Here is a 14,780-nt window from a genome sequence, read left to right on the forward strand (position 1 = left end):
CTACTATCTCCCCTCAAACTGAATTCTTCCACTCAATCGGTAGGATGTTATGTTGTCAAACCTAAGCAAAAGCGTTCGTCAATACATGCTGGTGACTTTCAATTACTGGAACTTCACTGTTACCGACGGCGCCCTTCGAATGCTGGTGGTGCTGTACTTTTATGACTTAGGCTACAGTTCACTCGAGATCGCTTCACTGTTCCTTTTCTACGAATTTTTTGGTGTCGTGACAAACCTTATTGGTGGTTGGCTAGGTGCTCGATTAGGTCTTAATAAAACCATGAACTTGGGCTTGGGGATGCAGATCGTTGCGCTCAGTATGCTTGCCGTACCAAGTGCGATGTTGACCATTCCTTGGGTGATGGCTGCGCAAGCTTTGTCGGGCATTGCCAAAGACCTGAATAAGATGAGTGCTAAGAGTGCGATTAAAACCTTGGTACCTGATGATCAGCAAGGTGCTCTGTATAAGTGGATCGCTATCTTAACCGGTTCGAAGAATGCGCTTAAAGGGGCAGGTTTCTTTGTTGGCGGCTTACTGCTGTCACTAATCGGCTTCAAATACGCGGTATTGGCTATGTCAGCGGTGTTAACGCTGGTGTTTATTGGCAGTGTTATCAGCCTTGAGGCGGATATGGGCAAGGCGAAAACTAAGCCTAAGTTTAGTCAGCTATTTTCCAAGTCTCAGCCGATCAATATCCTTTCTGCGGCTCGCATGTTCTTATTTGGCGCCCGCGATGTTTGGTTTGTCATCGCTCTGCCGATTTATCTCGGCAGTGTATTTGGCTGGGATCACGCTTGGGTCGGTGGTTTCCTCGCCGCGTGGACGATTGCTTACGGTGTGGTGCAGGGCGTTGCGCCTAAAATTACCGGTAAAGCACAAGGCAAAGTGCCAGATGGTCATGCAGCGCTGGTGTGGGCAGCATTACTCGCGGTAGTGACCGCTGCTATAGCTTATGCGGTGCAAATTGGTTGGCAGCCTGAATTGGTGATCATCGGTGGTCTGATGGTATTTGGCGCTATTTTTGCGGTCAACTCATCGCTCCATTCGTATCTTATCGTTAGTTACGCTAAAGGCGATGGGGTCTCTTTAGATGTCGGTTTCTATTACATGGCAAATGCAATGGGCCGTTTGATTGGCACGATTCTATCTGGCTTAGTATTCCAAATGGCAGGTTTATCGGCATGTTTATGGGTGTCCTTTGTCTTCCTCGCCTTAACCACGCTGATATCCCTCAAGCTACCGAAAGTGAAACAGGCCGCAATCGCCTAACTAAGCGGAGTATTTATTGACTAAAAGCTGACCAAGTTTCTAATGCGGTCAGCTTTTTTATTGCTATATTCAAGAGGTTATTTTTCTAAGGTGGCAGTATGAGAGAAAGGGTTCTGTTTTTTGATTTGCTCCGCTGCGTGGCTGCGGTGGCAGTGATTGCGATTCATGTGCTTGCGCCGTATCGACACGAGTTTGGCGTGATCCCTTTCGGTGAGTGGGCGACCGCGGTAGGGGTGAATAGCGTTACTCGCTGGGCCGTTCCTGTGTTCATTCTTATTACTGGCGCCTTAATGTTGAGTGACAAGCGCCCCTTTGATGCCAAGTATTATGTCAAACGGCGTTTGGGCAAAGTATTAGTGCCATTTCTCATTTGGTCGCTGTTCTATGCTGTTCTTTCTGGCTTAACAAGCAGTGGTTACGACGCTTCAGTGACGCAGCAAGTATTGGCTGATAGCCCTTCGCACGCGACTTACTACCACCTTGGATTCTTCTACTACTTTATCCCGCTCTATTTCGTTATCCCGTTTTTTCAGCTGGTGGTTAAGCGCTATGGCGCGAGTGCCTTGTATGGCTTTGTCGCAGTATGGCTTGCAACCTCTCTGATGTACTTACTTAAAATCGACGGGCCATGGAGTAACCAACTGTGGCTTTACAGTGGCTATTTACCACTCGGTTATCTGCTTTATCAAAGAGTACCTTTGTCGAAAGGCTATGTTGCGCTGTTTACCCTATTTGGGGCAGCGGCATTGGCGACGACGGCTTATATGGTGATTCATAACAGCCAACTCGCTGGCGAGTACACGGTCGGACGTTGGTTATCCTATAAAACACTCAATGTGATTCTAGCGGCGAGCATGATCTTTATGCTATGCCGCTACTTTGGTGAAGGTTTGTCGGCGCAAGCCAATAAGGTGATTGGTGTTATCAGCCAGCACAGTCTGGGGATTTATATCCTTCACCCTATTTTCTTATGGCCGATGAAGGAGTTTGGCTGGTATCAGGGACACCCAGCTTGGGTTATCCCGCTATGGATTGTGTTAAGTGGCAGCGGTGCGTTAATGATGAGCTGGTGGTTGTCTAAATCTGATAAAACCCGTTGGCTACTGCCTTAACGTTTGAGAGCAAAGTGGAGAAACTTGTCTCCCTGATAGGTGAGCGTGCCCTGATCGCCAGGATTTAGGGCGTGGAAATAGTGCACACCAACTTGGAATTCACGTTTAGGGCCTAAGCGACCTTTTTGCACGTAGATCCAGTATTCTTGGTCATCTTGTCCGGGTTGAGTGTTCTCTATATCGATAGATTGCTTGTCCAACACGGTGACATCAGCGGTTTGTTCGGGCGCGTCTTCACCTTGGATGTGCTTGCGATAGAAGTGGACAAACGCCCAGCCGCTAGCAAGGGCAAAAATAACAACGGTAATGAATAGCGTTACAGGCATGTTTCACGGCCTCTAATGGGTTTAGCTTAATGATAGCGAGATTTTAGACTCTATTCTGGGTATGAGTCTTGCTATAAAGATAAAATACTCAAGTGCCAAAAACTATTCGAGCCATATCACATCAATTCAAGCAGGAAAAAGTTGGGATGAGGGTTTAAGTATTGATTCTACAGCACAAATTTTCTTGCAACTTGGATAAAAAATGGGAGAGTAGGTAATAGATGGATCAAATGCCGCTAAACTTAGTAGCAATGGAGGGAAACTATGTCTGATATCGAAAAAGTGGTTACACGCACTCGTCGTATCGAGAAGCTTCTCCGTACTCAATATCACGCTGATGGCAGAGGTTTGCATCAGCTCATTACGAGCTGTGAAGAACGGCTTCCTCATGATGTGATCGGTAAGCTGAGATACATTGCGACGATTCGCAACAAAGTGGTGCATGAAGAAGATTTTAAGTTAGATAATCGCAAAGACTTCTTAACCACGTGTGATGAATGTGAAAAAGAGCTCACGCCGAGAAGTAGTCGTTTTGTCTGGCGCGCCGCAATTACGCTGATGACGCTAATTACTGTCGCAGCACTGCTGTTCTATTATGCGCATTGGGATGTGTTATCTAAGCATTTATAGTCTAAAGCTTAAAAATGGTGGTTTTAGTGATTGTGTCAAAACTAGACATGTTGCTGATAATTAAATCAAAATTGCCATGAGAAATGTTGATTGAAACAAAAAGGGACGCATCTGCGTCCCTTTTTGTTTTTAAATTTGACTTAGTACATCATCGGCAGTGTCATTAGGCCTACGACTACTGCGATCATTACAAGTCCTTGTTTTTGTGAAGAAGAAATCATAGCACTGCTCCTTTAATGTGATGTTTGATTCTATGTTTTTTAGAATAGCAGTATTTTGGTGGTTTGATCAAGTATTTTGTTGCCTAAGCTCCAAAAGTATAACTTTTCTTGGTTGAATGGGGCTAAATTGCAGGGGTTGTCTGTGATTTATAAAAATAAAACTTGTTTATTACTTAATCTCTTTTAAGTTTGGGTTAAGGTTAACTTGCTGATTTTATTGTATTTATCTGGTGTTTTTATAATGTTAATGACAGTTTTGTTTTGTTTTTGCCAGCTTGGTTTTTTCAGGTCATCTTTCAGTTTGTTTTACGTTAAAAGTGCTTTCTGTTTCTGATGTTTTTATGACAGTGGCATTCAATTGTCACTAGATTGTCAGGTGAATTTAATGGAAATTGCTATTTTTCAAATGATATTTAATCTCGACTTTTATTTAAGTGATTGATTTTTATTGGTTGATTTGGTTTTTTTGTTATTGGTATGACATTTTTAATGGTTTGATCTTTGTAATCGAGACAATTAAATAAAATTGTCGAGTAATGCTGGTTTTTCCTTAGCTCGTTAATGGGGGGTATACTGTTTAGTGCGGGTGAAGAGAAACAGATAAGTCATATCAAGATCCAAGTTTTGCTTTCTGTGGCTAGACATCTAGGTCGGTCTGCCTACACTAGCAGCTCATTTTTATTGAGGTGTTCGAATGTGGAGCTGGCTATCGGTTGCCCTTTCTGGGTATATCAGTATTTCCGCCAATGAAAATAATCATCTAAAGCAAGCAGTGATGTTTAAAACAATGTCGCTGTTTATGCTGTTAGTGATGCTTTGGAGTCACAGTGTGCCAATGAGCGCCGCGGCTTGGTGGGTATCGCTAGGATTAGCGATCTCGATGGTGGCTGACGGACTCTATCTGGTTAAGAAACACCTTAGGTTGAGCTTTGCCGGCTTTATTGCCGCTCAACTTTGCTATAGCGCATCTTTTTGGTTCAAACTGTCAGGCGACATGGTGCTTTGGTTGCCTGCATTGCTGCTTGGAATTGGTGTGGTGAGCTTTTTCTTGTTACTGCCTAAGATTGATCAGTTGATATTTCCGGTTGTGATGATGGGGATTGTGTTGCTGCAACTGAATTGGGCGGCTGGAGAGGTATGGCTCATTCATGGTGGGGCAGCGAGTGCGGTTGGCTTTATTGGCTCTGTTACCCTAACGCTATCAGCCGTGTTACTTGCCATTCATGACTATAAACATCCATTGCATCAAGGACGCTACCTGATCTCTGGCAGTTATCTGCTTGCGCACAGTTTGATTACCGCTTCTCTGGTTATTTAAAATCAAAGAAAAAACTCTCCGATTGGTTATCCTCAACACATCAAACCTTGTTGAGGAAACATTATGTCGACTGAAATTCATGCTCACAACGTTCTAAACTTATTGAGAGAACGTCCGATGTCCAAATCAGAATTGGAATCAGTGGTGAATGAAACGTTTGGTGAGCAAGCGCGTTTTAGAACCTGTAAATGCAATGGCTTCACGCTAGATACGCTATTAGAGTTCTTTATTGAGCGCGAAAAAGTGATTGTTCAAGAAGGGGTTTGGCAGATCAACGCTGAGCGAGTCTGTAGTCATTAACTGAAAGAGTCATTAATCTCTAAGTGATTGAGATTAATTACGCCTGTGCCTCCAAATCACAACATGAGATTGTTATACTTCGCCGACTTTTTTGTGCGCTTGATTTATAACATTTTGGAGGCTTAATTCATGGACATTCTTTCTGCCGCGACCATGATCTTTCTTATCATGGATCCGCTCGGCAACCTACCCATCGTCCTTTCGATATTAAAGCACTTAGATCCTAAGCGCCGCCGTATCGTTCTGGTACGTGAACTTTGCTTTGCCCTCGGCATTTTGTTGTTATTCCTTTTTGCGGGTAAAAGCATCCTTAACTTCCTTCATGTTCAACCGGAAACCTTGAGCATCTCAGGCGGTATCATCCTGTTCATCATCGCGATTAAAATGATATTCCCAAGTGGCGGTAGCATTGTTGGCTTAGCGGCGGGTGAAGAACCATTCTTTGTGCCGATGGCTATTCCTATGATTGCTGGTCCTTCGGTTATTGCATCGATTTTGCTGCTTTCTAGTCAACACCCAGATAAGTTGCTTGAGCTATCTGGCGCGGTGATGCTGGCGTGGGGGGGCGACTTTCTTTATCTTGATGTTCTATAACTTCTTCCACCGCATATTGGGTGAAAGAGGCTTAAAGGCGGTTGAAAGGCTGATGGGTTTATTGCTGATTATGATCTCTACCCAGATGTTCCTTGATGGGGTCAAAGGGTACTTAGGTTAAAACAAAAACGCCGCTCATTTGAGCGGCGTTTTTTTACATCATATGTTTGCGTCGGATATCAAGCAGAGCAAAAATACCAAAAATTAGAATCGACCATTTTTCCCAGCGGCTCATGCTGATCTTGTCACCAAACGCACCGATGAAGATCAGCATCTGTAGACCATGCATGATGAACAGGAATGCGGTCATGATGTAGAGCGCAATCGCAGAATTCCCTGGGAAAGGGTGAAAGATATTAAAAATCAAAATAAACCACACAAAGCCAATCGCGGCTTTTGCGAGTAACAATAACGCTTTCATATCGACGTCCTATTTAGTCTTGTTGTCGTTCAAACAGTCGGTAGCAGACTTGTCCTGCGGTTTTCTCTCTGTGGAGCTGCCAGTGTGCCGGAATGCCTTCCAAAGCCAACTCTTTTTCTGTTTCAATATAAATCATAGCGTCGTCCGCTAACCAGCCATTACTTTCAAGCAAAGCAACGGTTTCATCGAGCAACCCTTTACGGAAAGGCGGATCGATAAACACTACATGATGAGGTGTCCCAGGTTGCTTCAAGTAACTGAGTGCATCGCTGTTGACCGCTTGCAAATTATCGCCTTTTAATGAGGCAATATTGGTTTGTAATTGCTTGAAGGCCTGTGGGTTTAGCTCAATTAGCGTCACCATCTCAGCTTGACGAGAAGCGGCTTCAAAACCCAAACCTCCAGAACCGGCAAAAAGATCGAGACACTTTGCACGTGGCACGTCTTGCGCTATCCAGTTAAATAGCGTCTCTTTTACGCGATCGGTTGTCGGTCTAAGACCTTCTGCGTCGTGAACAGGCAGTTTTCTTCCTCTCCATAAGCCGCTAATAATACGAACAAAGCCCGCCGATGGCTTTTTTTGTGATGTGTTTTGCTGGCGACGTCTTACCATAGATTTTTTGACCGCTAATAAAGTGATACTATAGCCAGTCGCTCTGCTGTTGAGCGCTAACATACAGCCCAAATTTGTTGATAACAAAGTGTATACCATCGCTTTATCAGTGAAAACTTTTCACTTTGTTGTCATTTGTCTTTTCTGAGTAGCGATAATAGCCCCCAGAAAAGAGTCTGATTTAATTAAGACGATCTAGGATAGCCCCAGATGACGGAAAAAAAGAAGCGCGGTTTACTCTCTTGGCTTGGTTTTGGTGATGAAGAACAAGCAAAACAACCCGTTGAAGAAACACAACAAGCTGCTGAAGAACTTGAGCAACAGCAGCTTGAAACAGTTGACGAGCAAGTAGAACAAATTAAAACTCAGCAAGCAGAAGCAGAAGCAGAAGCAGAAGCAGAAGCAGAAGCAGAAGCAGAAGCAGAAGCAGAAGCAGAAGCAGAAGCAGAAGCAGAAGCAGTTGTTGAAGTTGAAGAAGCGGTAGAAGAAGTTGAAGAAGCGGTAGAAGAAGTTGCTGTGCCAGCCGAGCCTCGTGTTGCAGAGCAAGAAAAACCAACAGAAAGCTTTTTTGCTCGTCTCAAACGCAGCCTAGCGCGTACCAAAGCTAACATTGGTGCAGGCTTCTTTGGCTTGTTTAAAGGCAAACAGATCGATGACGAGCTATTTGAAGAGCTTGAAGAGCAGCTACTCATCGCCGATGTGGGCATGGAGACTACGCTAAAAATCATTGATAACCTGACAGAGAAAGCGTCTCGTCAGGATCTGAAAGATGGCGAAGCGTTATATGGTCTGCTCAAAGAAGAGATGGCAGAGATTCTGTCTAACGTTGAGAAGCCACTTGAAGTTGATAGCAGCAAAGCGCCTTACGTTATTTTGATGGTGGGTGTAAACGGCGTAGGTAAAACGACCACTATCGGTAAGCTAGCGAAGCAGTTCCAAGCTGAAGGCAAGTCAGTGATGCTGGCAGCAGGTGATACATTCCGCGCGGCAGCAGTAGAGCAGCTGCAAGTTTGGGGTGAGCGTAACAACGTGCCAGTTGTGGCTCAGCATACTGGTGCTGACAGTGCTTCGGTTATTTACGATGCGATTGAATCAGCGAAAGCCAAAGGTGTTGATGTGGTTATCGCTGATACCGCCGGTCGTCTGCAGAACAAAGCGAACCTAATGGAAGAGCTGCGTAAGATCGTCCGCGTAATGCAAAAAGTCGACGGCTCTGCTCCGCATGAAATCATGTTAACGCTCGATGCGGGTACTGGTCAGAATGCGATTAGCCAAGCAAAATTGTTTAGCGATGTTGCGCCTCTGACGGGTATTACTCTAACTAAGTTAGATGGCACTGCGAAAGGTGGTGTGATCTTCGCATTAGCTGATCAATTCCAAATCCCTATCCGTTACATCGGTGTCGGTGAAGGTATTGACGATCTACGCCCATTTGAAACACAAGAATTTATCGACGCACTATTCAGTCGAGAAGACTAATTCAGTCATCTACCTAACAAAGCATTGAAGAAACTCAGTTAAGAGGGATTTCGAGTGATAAAATTTCAGCAAGTGAGTAAAGCCTATCGCGGTGGTCGACAAGCTTTACAGAAGGTCGACTTTCATCTCCGTCGAGGTGAAATGGCCTTTCTCGGTGGCCATTCGGGTGCCGGTAAGAGTACGCTGCTAAAGTTGATATGTGCCATTGAGCGCCCAACTGATGGAAAAATCAGTTTCAATGACCACGACATCACTCGTATCCCAAGTAAAGACATCCCTTTCTTGCGTCGCAATATTGGGATTGTTTTCCAAGACCATCGACTACTGATGGACAGAAGTGTGTTTGATAACGTCGCTTTGCCTATGCGTATTGAGTCCATTGCAGAAAACGAGATTAAACGTCGTGTTTCTGCGGCGTTAGATAAGACGGGTTTACTTGATAAAGCTAAGTGTTTACCGAGCCAATTGTCGGGTGGTGAACAACAGCGCGTCGGTATTGCACGCGCAGTTGTCAATCGCCCAACGTTATTATTGGCCGATGAGCCAACAGGTAACCTAGACCCAGACTTATCAAATCGCGTGTTAAAACTGTTTGAAGAATTTAACCGTGCTGGAGTGACCATCCTACTGGCTACTCACGATTTGGGGTTAGTGAACACTCGCCCACAATATCGTCATCTAGAGTTAAACCAAGGTTTCTTGAGTGAGGTCGAAGACTATGGCCATTAATCCTCGTAAAAAAACGAGTAATTCAAACCGTGCCAAAAATCGCGTTAAGCGCGACAGTTTCTTCACCGTACACCTTAAGCAAGCTAAGGCCTCGTTAGGTGAGCTTTGGCTGCGTCCGATGGGGAATATTCTCACTTTAGCCGTTATTTCAATGGCGCTAGCCATGCCTTCTGCGCTTTATTTGCTCGGTAAGAATATTTCTGAAGCGTCTAGTGATGTTACTAGCCCTTCGCAAGTGAGTGCTTACATAAAAGAACAAACGCCCGAAGCGCGTGTGATGGTTTTGAAAGACCAGCTTGAGAGCGCGGAAGATGTGGCGAAAGTGGAGTACGTCTCTCCGCAGCAAGGTTTAGATGATCTCAGCCAATACTCAGGTTTTGAGCGCGCGCTGACCATGCTGGATGATTACGCTTTGCCTGGTGTGCTAGTGATTACGCCAAGCATGGAAGATAAGGAATCGATCAAGCAGTTAGCTGCGCGCGTGGCGAAAGAAGAAGGCATTACGGACGTACGCCTCGATGAGGACTGGCTGACGCGCTTGGATGCGATTAAGAACCTTGTTGGCGGTATTGTCGTTACCCTATCTGTTCTTATGCTGGGCTCGGTATTCTTGATTGTCGGTAACACTTTGCGTTTTAACGTATTAGCGAACAAAGACGAAATCCAAACCATGAAGCTAATTGGTGCCACCAACAGCTATATCTTACGTCCGTACCTATACTCCGGTATGTGGTTTGGATTGCTCGGTGCAACAATTGCTTGGATTTTAACAGCGGTTATCACAATTATACTCAACAACAGTGTTGAGCAATTGGCGCTACTGTATGATAGTCGCTTCAGACTGGTGGGTTTGAGCTGGGATGAATCCTTGCTCCTTGTGATGCTAGGTACCTTTTTAGGTTGCCTTGCAGCGAAGGTTTCTGCTCAGCGTCATCTAAAAGAAATAGAACCAGTTTAAATTGAACCTGTTTATTATGACGCTGTCATACTATTGATAAAAGTACACGCTACCGTGTACTTTTATCTTGTATAGACAGTTTGTTTATGCATAATAACTTTCCCCTGCTTGAAACCTGTTCATTTTAGGTTCAAGATTGATGGGTTAAAAATACTCCAGATCAGAGATTGATGAGGAACTGAATGACAAGTCAAGCATACCCAATGGCAGCTGTAACCCAAGATAGCTTAGATAGCTACATTCGCTCGGTAAACAGCTACCCAATGCTAACTCCTGAAGAGGAGCGTGATTTAGCAGAGAGACTGCATTACGACGGCGAAATTGAGGCGGCAAAAGGATTGATCCTTTCGCACCTGCGCTTTGTTGTGCACGTTGCTCGCGGTTATTCAGGTTACGGCCTACCAATGGCTGACCTTGTTCAAGAAGGTAACATTGGCCTGATGAAAGCGGTAAAACGCTTTAACCCAGAAGTGGGTGTTCGTCTGGTCTCTTTCGCGGTTCACTGGATTAAAGCTGAAATTCACGAGTATGTGCTACGTAACTGGCGCATTGTGAAAATCGCAACGACCAAAGCACAGCGTAAATTGTTCTTTAACCTACGTAAGTCGAAAAAACGTCTAGGTTGGTTCAATAACGGTGAAGTAGAAACTGTTGCACGCGAGCTTGGCGTAGAGCCATCAGAAGTCCGTGAAATGGAATCTCGCCTGGCTGCACAAGACGCAACGTTTGAGATGCCGACTGATGATGATGATACGGGTACCTCGTACACTGCGCCTATGGTCTACCTAGAAGACAAAGCGTCAGACGTTGCAGACCATGTTGAAGCATCAAATTGGGAAGCTCACACCAACAATCGTTTGAGCCTAGCGCTTAAGAGCCTAGATGATCGCAGTCAGCACATTGTTCGTTCTCGTTGGTTAGATGACAAAAAATCGACCCTGCAAGAGCTTGCTGAAACTTACAGCGTATCTGCTGAGCGTATTCGTCAGCTTGAAAAGAATGCGATGAAAAAGCTTAAGGCTGCGGTTGGCGAGTTTTAATCTCTCCCCCTGAATTTTTAAGAAGCCGAGATCCTATGATCTCGGCTTTTTTATTGCCGATCATAAATGGAATTTAAACGCGATAACGGGATCTAATCTTGATGCAATTGCCTGTGGGTAACTCTGTGGTAAATTTCTTTGCTATCTGTCAGCAAGCAGGGTAAATAAAGGCATTCGAGGCAAGTTGTTGATGGGGATAGTTTCTTGATTACACACATTCAAATAAGGATCATCACTATATATTGTGGATCCATGATCAAATAGACACTTTATCAACGCAATCCACAGTTTTATCCACAGATGGTCGAAATATGATCGCTAGTGGATAACCTTACTCACTCCGTGTACTTGTTAATCACTGGATAGGTTACAATGACGGTCGATAATTAAAGCAGAAAAGAGAAAGTTTGATGGACCAGTTTAAACATATTGATGTCGATGGCGCGCAGCGCTTGCTGGAGCAAGGTGACGCAACTATGGTCGACATCCGTGACCCACAATCTTTTGCCGTTGCTCACGCCAAAGATGCCTTTCATCTTACCAACGACACTATGGTTGCTTTTATGGATGAAGTGGAGTTTGAGCAGCCAGTATTGGTGATGTGTTACCACGGTGTAAGCAGCCAAGGTGCCGCTCAGTATTTGGTTAACCAAGGCTTTGAGCAGGTGTATAGTGTTGATGGTGGCTTTGAAGCTTGGCAAAGAGCTCAATTACCGACGCAATCCAATCTAGGATAACTTTATGCATAGACTCATCTCTCTCAATAATCCGCGTATGGCGCAGTCCTTTATCGATTATATGGCCTCACGTCAGATTGATATTCAGATGATGCCTGAGGGAGAAGGGCAATTCGCATTATGGCTAACGGACGGCCAACATCAGGTTGAGGCTCAAGCTGAGCTCGATCACTTCCTCGCCAACCCTAATGCCAGCAAATATCAAGCTGCCTCTTGGGATATGGCAGAGTCACGTAAAAGTCACTTTAGCTACAATTCACCGAGTATGTTGGCGATGATCAAAGCCAAAGCGGGGCCGATGACCTTATTGGTGATGTTGGTGTGTACGGTGATCTTTGTCTTGCAGCAGCTTGGTATGGGCAATGCCATTTTTCAGGCGTTACACTTTCCAGCTCTTGCGGGTCAAGAGTGGCAACTGTGGCGCTGGTTCGGCCATGCTTTATTGCATTTCTCGGTGATGCACATCGCCTTTAACTTACTCTGGTGGTGGCAGTTAGGGGGTGATATCGAGCAAAGGTTAGGTTCAACCAAGCTGATTCAACTGTTTTTGGTTTCAGCGGCTTTGTCGGGCGCGGGACAATACTGGGTCGAAGGGGCCAACTTTGGTGGCTTATCCGGTGTGGTCTACGCCTTGGTCGGCTACTTATGGATGCTAGGCTACAAAGCACCGCAAGTCGGTCTGAGTATGCCTAAACCTATTATTGGCTTTATGTTGGTGTGGTTGATACTTGGCTTTATGCAGCCGTTTATGGCCATCGCCAATACTGCCCATTTAGTCGGTTTGTTATCTGGCGTGGTGTTTGGCTTAGTCGATGCAAGTCGAGTCAATGCCAAACAATAGCTAATAAAAAAGCGGCGTTGAGCGCCGCTTTTTTGTATCACGAGTTTACTTGAATCATTGGTATAAGTACTTGGTAAACAGTAAGTCAGCAATGATGGTTTTACCGGTTTCTGGCAGTAAGGTTTCATTGAGTTGGCTCACAAGGGTTTTACGTAAGTCTTCACGCCCTGCTAATGAAGTAATGGTATCTTCGGACTGTTTGCCTAATAGCTCAATCACCGCATCACGAATCAAAGGTTGGTGTAGCTCGATGATTTTTAAATCGGCTTCACTGGCAACCATGATATCGATGCGCACTTGGATATAACCAAGCTTTTTACCTTTGGTGTAGAAGTTGGTGGTTAAATCAGGCTCAAGGGTAAAGTAGGCTAACTGAGGTGCTGACTCTTCTTCTGCAAAAGTCGGCAAACTAATAACAAGGCTCAAGAGGCAAAATATTTGGGCTAGGTAACGTTTAATCATATTTATAACTTTTCTTTCTTCCAATCACGATATTCGAATCGCCTGAGTCTTGTTACAATGGAGCATCTATTTGTAATAAAAATGCGTTAAGCACTCGAAGTAGTGGTTAACATCAGAGATCGAAGCTTTATTGTACGATGATAAGGCTACTTATTGAATACTAGTATGAATCAATCGACTGCGCTTTATTTATCAGCTTTACGCCAAACTAAATGGCAAGACCCTGATAATTTTAGCTTTCCTACACAAAGTGCAAAAAAATGGTTATTAGAACAGGGCTCATTGTCACGTTTATTAGAGTCTTATTGCCAATCTTTGAATGTAGATCTACTCCACAACAAAATTGTCAAAGCAGAGAAGCTGAACGACCAAGAAATCTCCCTATTAGCACAAGAGGCGTGTTTACTGCGTAAAGTAGTGCTTAAAGGGGATGGCCAAGCTTGGGTGTTAGGTCGTACCCTAATCCCTCAATCTTCAATGCAAGGCCAAGAATTCGATCTGGCTCAGCAAGGTGAAATTCCGTTAGGGCTAACCGTCTTTAGTGCTAATGATGTCAAACGAGACGCCCTCCAGGTTGGTATTGTCGAAGTGAATAATGAAGTGTTACTCGCGCGTCGTTCTCGTTTGTGGATGAACCATAAGCCGATGCTCGTTGCTGAGCTGTTTTTACCTACCGCGCCCATCTATACACAGGAGAGTATTTAAATGACCTCGGACAAGGCTGTCGCGTATTGGCAATTGATGCGTATGGACAAACCCATCGGGACCTTGCTCCTGCTTTGGCCAACTTTATGGGCGTTGATTATCTCTGCTCAGGGCATCCCGGATTTCAAAGTCCTGCTGGTATTTGTACTTGGGGTTATTTTTATGCGTGCTGCTGGCTGCGTAATTAATGACTTTGCTGATCGTAAGGTTGATGGACACGTTAAACGTACTAAGCAGCGCCCGTTACCGTCAGGGCGTGTTAGTTCGAAAGAAGCGATTGGTCTATTTTTGGTGCTCGCGATTAGCTCATTCGTGTTGGTATTGAGCATGAATACGCTGACGATTCAGCTCTCTTTCGTTGGTCTAGTGCTGGCTTTTATCTACCCATTTATGAAGCGCTTTACTCATCTACCACAGCTCTTTTTGGGCCTGGCGTTTAGCTGGTCAATCCCAATGGCGTGGGCGGCGCAATCTGGCGAAGTGCCGATGATGGTATGGTTTATCTTTGCTATTAATGCCTTATGGACGATTGCTTACGATACTCAGTATGCAATGGTTGATCGAGATGATGACCTTAAGATAGGGATTAAGTCGACTGCGATTCTGTTTGGCCGCTTCGACAAGATGGTGATTGGTGTCTTACAGTTGATCACGTTAGCCATGTTGATGTTTGTTGGTACTTGGTACCAGCTCGGTGCAAGCTACTATTGGAGCCTATTGATGGTCGGTGCACTGTTTGTATTTCAGCAGCATTTGATTCGTCACCGCGAGCGTGACTTGTGCTTTAGAGCGTTCCTCAATAACAACTATGTCGGCATGATAGTCACCATAGGTCTGTTTATCGCATTCTGGTAATAAAAAAGGGCGTCCATTGGACTGTCTCTTATACACAATTCCCCAAGCCACAGCTTGGGGATTTTTTTTGAACTAATTGCATGTTCCATGATCTGATCATCTAAGCAATGACAAGGATGATTACCATGACTTATATAGAGCCAACTCTTTGGGCGCAAAAGCAATTCGG

At 44.7% G+C, this 14,780-nt stretch carries 17 protein-coding genes and 1 pseudogene; 14 read left to right on the forward strand and 4 right to left on the reverse strand.

Going from position 1 to position 14,780, the window contains the following annotated elements:
• Nucleotides 1–49 precede the first annotated feature (49 nt).
• Together arsJ and ELS82_RS19820 are read left to right on the forward strand one after the other, a co-directional pair.
• Entirely contained in the window at nt 50–1,270 is a 1,221-nt protein-coding gene (gene arsJ / locus ELS82_RS19815) for an organoarsenical effux MFS transporter ArsJ (RefSeq protein WP_134837018.1), read from the forward strand.
• 98 nt (nt 1,271–1,368) lie between these two features.
• Nucleotides 1,369–2,382 (forward strand): acyltransferase, encoded by a 1,014-nt coding sequence (locus ELS82_RS19820; RefSeq protein WP_134837019.1) that lies wholly within the window; start codon nt 1,369–1,371, stop codon nt 2,380–2,382.
• Here the strand turns inward: ELS82_RS19820 and ELS82_RS19825 are convergent.
• Nucleotides 2,379–2,708 carry a DUF2500 domain-containing protein gene (locus ELS82_RS19825; protein WP_134837020.1) on the reverse strand — a complete coding sequence of 110 codons (330 nt, stop codon included), beginning with the start codon at nt 2,706–2,708 and terminating at the stop codon, nt 2,379–2,381. The genes ELS82_RS19820 and ELS82_RS19825 overlap by 4 nt on opposite strands.
• Nucleotides 2,709–2,972: 264 nt before the next feature.
• Between ELS82_RS19825 and ELS82_RS19830 the strand changes: the two genes are divergently transcribed.
• The 4 genes and pseudogenes from ELS82_RS19830 (at nt 2,973) to ELS82_RS19850 (ending at nt 5,892) form a co-directional block, all read left to right on the forward strand.
• On the forward strand, nt 2,973–3,338 hold the full coding sequence (locus ELS82_RS19830; RefSeq protein WP_004409587.1) for a hypothetical protein: 366 nt from the start codon (nt 2,973–2,975) through the stop codon (nt 3,336–3,338).
• 915 nt (nt 3,339–4,253) lie between these two features.
• The gene (locus ELS82_RS19840) at nt 4,254–4,877 is read left to right on the forward strand and encodes a lysoplasmalogenase (RefSeq protein ID WP_134837021.1); all 624 of its coding nucleotides are present in this window, start codon (nt 4,254–4,256) and stop codon (nt 4,875–4,877) included.
• 63 nt (nt 4,878–4,940) lie between these two features.
• On the forward strand, nt 4,941–5,177 hold the full coding sequence (locus ELS82_RS19845) for a YecH family metal-binding protein (RefSeq protein ID WP_134837022.1): 237 nt from the start codon (nt 4,941–4,943) through the stop codon (nt 5,175–5,177).
• Between the two features lie 129 nt (nt 5,178–5,306).
• Nucleotides 5,307–5,892: pseudogene (locus ELS82_RS19850) on the forward strand (YhgN family NAAT transporter).
• A gap of 33 nt (nt 5,893–5,925) precedes the next feature.
• Here the strand turns inward: ELS82_RS19850 and ELS82_RS19855 are convergent.
• Nucleotides 5,926–6,192, reverse strand: coding sequence for a DUF1145 domain-containing protein (locus ELS82_RS19855; protein ID WP_053441659.1), 267 nt, complete (start codon nt 6,190–6,192; stop codon nt 5,926–5,928).
• 13 nt (nt 6,193–6,205) lie between these two features.
• Nucleotides 6,206–6,805: a 16S rRNA (guanine(966)-N(2))-methyltransferase RsmD gene (gene rsmD, locus ELS82_RS19860; RefSeq protein ID WP_134837030.1), complete on the reverse strand. Its 600-nt coding sequence runs from the start codon at nt 6,803–6,805 to the stop codon at nt 6,206–6,208.
• Nucleotides 6,806–7,015: 210 nt separating this feature from the next.
• Here rsmD and ftsY point away from each other — a divergent pair, with 210 nt between their 5' ends.
• From ftsY to glpG, 6 genes are all read left to right on the forward strand, one after another.
• Complete coding sequence (gene ftsY / locus ELS82_RS19865) at nt 7,016–8,284, forward strand: signal recognition particle-docking protein FtsY (RefSeq protein WP_134837023.1); 1,269 nt, start codon at nt 7,016–7,018, stop codon at nt 8,282–8,284.
• 54 nt (nt 8,285–8,338) lie between these two features.
• On the forward strand, nt 8,339–9,013 hold the full coding sequence (gene ftsE / locus ELS82_RS19870) for a cell division ATP-binding protein FtsE (protein ID WP_134837024.1): 675 nt from the start codon (nt 8,339–8,341) through the stop codon (nt 9,011–9,013).
• Nucleotides 9,003–9,971, forward strand: coding sequence for a permease-like cell division protein FtsX (gene ftsX / locus ELS82_RS19875; RefSeq protein ID WP_134837025.1), 969 nt, complete (start codon nt 9,003–9,005; stop codon nt 9,969–9,971). The genes ftsE and ftsX overlap by 11 nt, the downstream gene beginning before the upstream one ends.
• A gap of 182 nt (nt 9,972–10,153) precedes the next feature.
• A complete protein-coding gene (gene rpoH, locus ELS82_RS19880) occupies nt 10,154–11,011 on the forward strand; it encodes an RNA polymerase sigma factor RpoH (RefSeq protein WP_134837026.1) in 858 nt (285 codons plus the stop codon).
• Between the two features lie 410 nt (nt 11,012–11,421).
• The gene (gene glpE, locus ELS82_RS19885) at nt 11,422–11,748 is read left to right on the forward strand and encodes a thiosulfate sulfurtransferase GlpE (RefSeq protein WP_053441693.1); all 327 of its coding nucleotides are present in this window, start codon (nt 11,422–11,424) and stop codon (nt 11,746–11,748) included.
• 4 nt (nt 11,749–11,752) lie between these two features.
• Entirely contained in the window at nt 11,753–12,589 is an 837-nt protein-coding gene (gene glpG / locus ELS82_RS19890; protein WP_134837027.1) for a rhomboid family intramembrane serine protease GlpG, read from the forward strand.
• A gap of 54 nt (nt 12,590–12,643) precedes the next feature.
• On the opposite strand, the gene ELS82_RS19895 is transcribed toward glpG, so the two are convergent.
• Nucleotides 12,644–13,051 (reverse strand): flagellar basal body-associated protein FliL, encoded by a 408-nt coding sequence (locus ELS82_RS19895; protein WP_134837028.1) that lies wholly within the window; start codon nt 13,049–13,051, stop codon nt 12,644–12,646.
• 165 nt (nt 13,052–13,216) lie between these two features.
• Between ELS82_RS19895 and ELS82_RS19900 the strand changes: the two genes are divergently transcribed.
• The gene (locus ELS82_RS19900; RefSeq protein WP_134837029.1) at nt 13,217–13,756 is read left to right on the forward strand and encodes a chorismate lyase; all 540 of its coding nucleotides are present in this window, start codon (nt 13,217–13,219) and stop codon (nt 13,754–13,756) included.
• Nucleotides 13,757–14,611 (forward strand): 4-hydroxybenzoate octaprenyltransferase, encoded by an 855-nt coding sequence (gene ubiA, locus ELS82_RS19905; protein ID WP_053441697.1) that lies wholly within the window; start codon nt 13,757–13,759, stop codon nt 14,609–14,611. It abuts the gene before it with no gap.
• Nucleotides 14,612–14,780: the final 169 nt, after the last annotated feature.

The sequence above is a fragment of the Vibrio ouci genome (assembly GCF_004551525.1).
In the GTDB taxonomy this organism is placed as follows: Bacteria; Pseudomonadota; Gammaproteobacteria; order Enterobacterales; family Vibrionaceae; genus Vibrio; species Vibrio ouci.

What these genes read in the sequence shown, in the direction of transcription:
- ftsX (WP_134837025.1), top strand. Translation starts at nt 9,003, where the DNA reads ATGGCCATTAATCCTCGTAAAAAAACGAGTAATTCAAACCGTGCCAAA.
- ELS82_RS19895 (WP_134837028.1), bottom strand. Translation starts at nt 13,051, where the DNA reads ATGATTAAACGTTACCTAGCCCAAATATTTTGCCTCTTGAGCCTTGTT.
- ELS82_RS19820 (WP_134837019.1), top strand. Translation starts at nt 1,369, where the DNA reads ATGAGAGAAAGGGTTCTGTTTTTTGATTTGCTCCGCTGCGTGGCTGCG.
- rsmD (WP_134837030.1), bottom strand. Translation starts at nt 6,805, where the DNA reads ATGGTAAGACGTCGCCAGCAAAACACATCACAAAAAAAGCCATCGGCG.
- glpE (WP_053441693.1), top strand. Translation starts at nt 11,422, where the DNA reads ATGGACCAGTTTAAACATATTGATGTCGATGGCGCGCAGCGCTTGCTG.
- ELS82_RS19845 (WP_134837022.1), top strand. Translation starts at nt 4,941, where the DNA reads ATGTCGACTGAAATTCATGCTCACAACGTTCTAAACTTATTGAGAGAA.
- ftsY (WP_134837023.1), top strand. Translation starts at nt 7,016, where the DNA reads ATGACGGAAAAAAAGAAGCGCGGTTTACTCTCTTGGCTTGGTTTTGGT.
- rpoH (WP_134837026.1), top strand. Translation starts at nt 10,154, where the DNA reads ATGACAAGTCAAGCATACCCAATGGCAGCTGTAACCCAAGATAGCTTA.
- glpG (WP_134837027.1), top strand. Translation starts at nt 11,753, where the DNA reads ATGCATAGACTCATCTCTCTCAATAATCCGCGTATGGCGCAGTCCTTT.
- ubiA (WP_053441697.1), top strand. Translation starts at nt 13,757, where the DNA reads ATGACCTCGGACAAGGCTGTCGCGTATTGGCAATTGATGCGTATGGAC.
- ELS82_RS19855 (WP_053441659.1), bottom strand. Translation starts at nt 6,192, where the DNA reads ATGAAAGCGTTATTGTTACTCGCAAAAGCCGCGATTGGCTTTGTGTGG.
- ELS82_RS19825 (WP_134837020.1), bottom strand. Translation starts at nt 2,708, where the DNA reads ATGCCTGTAACGCTATTCATTACCGTTGTTATTTTTGCCCTTGCTAGC.
- arsJ (WP_134837018.1), top strand. Translation starts at nt 50, where the DNA reads ATGTTGTCAAACCTAAGCAAAAGCGTTCGTCAATACATGCTGGTGACT.
- ELS82_RS19840 (WP_134837021.1), top strand. Translation starts at nt 4,254, where the DNA reads ATGTGGAGCTGGCTATCGGTTGCCCTTTCTGGGTATATCAGTATTTCC.
- ELS82_RS19830 (WP_004409587.1), top strand. Translation starts at nt 2,973, where the DNA reads ATGTCTGATATCGAAAAAGTGGTTACACGCACTCGTCGTATCGAGAAG.
- ELS82_RS19900 (WP_134837029.1), top strand. Translation starts at nt 13,217, where the DNA reads ATGAATCAATCGACTGCGCTTTATTTATCAGCTTTACGCCAAACTAAA.